This window comes from Mycobacterium simiae, from assembly GCF_008370645.1.
GTDB lineage: Bacteria > Actinomycetota > Actinomycetes > Mycobacteriales > Mycobacteriaceae > Mycobacterium > Mycobacterium simiae_A.
Genome location: NZ_VTZN01000473.1, coordinates 1 through 659 on the forward strand (window position 1 = coordinate 1; position 659 = coordinate 659).

General features: G+C 54.8%; 1 protein-coding gene. It reads left to right on the plus strand.

Features of this window, described 5'->3' with window-relative positions; translation table 11 throughout:
* Positions 1 to 659, plus strand: a 659-nt coding sequence (locus tag F0Q45_RS26490) for an MMPL family transporter (protein ID WP_149656650.1), incomplete at both ends; no start/stop codon positions are given.

Here is a 659-nt window from a genome sequence, read left to right on the forward strand (position 1 = left end):
CGCAAGATAGTCGACAGCGTGCCGCCGCCACCCGGGGTCAAGGCCTATGTCACCGGAGGGGCCGCCCTCACTGCTGACCAGTCTGAGGCCGGCGACAAAAGTATTCAAAGGGTCACCATTATCACATTCCTGGTGATTATCGTCATGCTACTTTTTGTGTACCGTTCTATTGTCCAAACAGTCCTGGTGATGGTGATGGTTGCCATCGAGCTGCTGGCATCGCGAGGTGTTGTCGCTTTTCTGGCTTATCATAACTTTATTGCGCTATCGACCTTTGCCGTCAATCTATTGGTGTTGTTGGCGATTGCCGCCGGGACGGATTATGCGATCTTTTTCCTGGGCCGATACCAGGAGGCCCGCGGTCTGGGTGAGGACCGAGAACAAGCGTTCTACACCATGTTTCAGAGTACCGTTCATGTGGTCCTCGGCTCTGGTCTCACCATTGCCGGGGCAATGTATTGCCTGAGTTTTGCCCGACTCCCATACTTTCAAACGATGGGCGCCCCCAGCGCAATCGGGATTTTGGTTGTGGTGCTGGCCGCACTTACTTTGGTTCCGGCGGTAGTGACGATCGGCAATTTCTTTAAATTGTTCGACCCAAAACGTAAAATGCGGACTCGGGGTTGGCGGCGGGTTGGCACCGCAATCGTTCGCTGGCC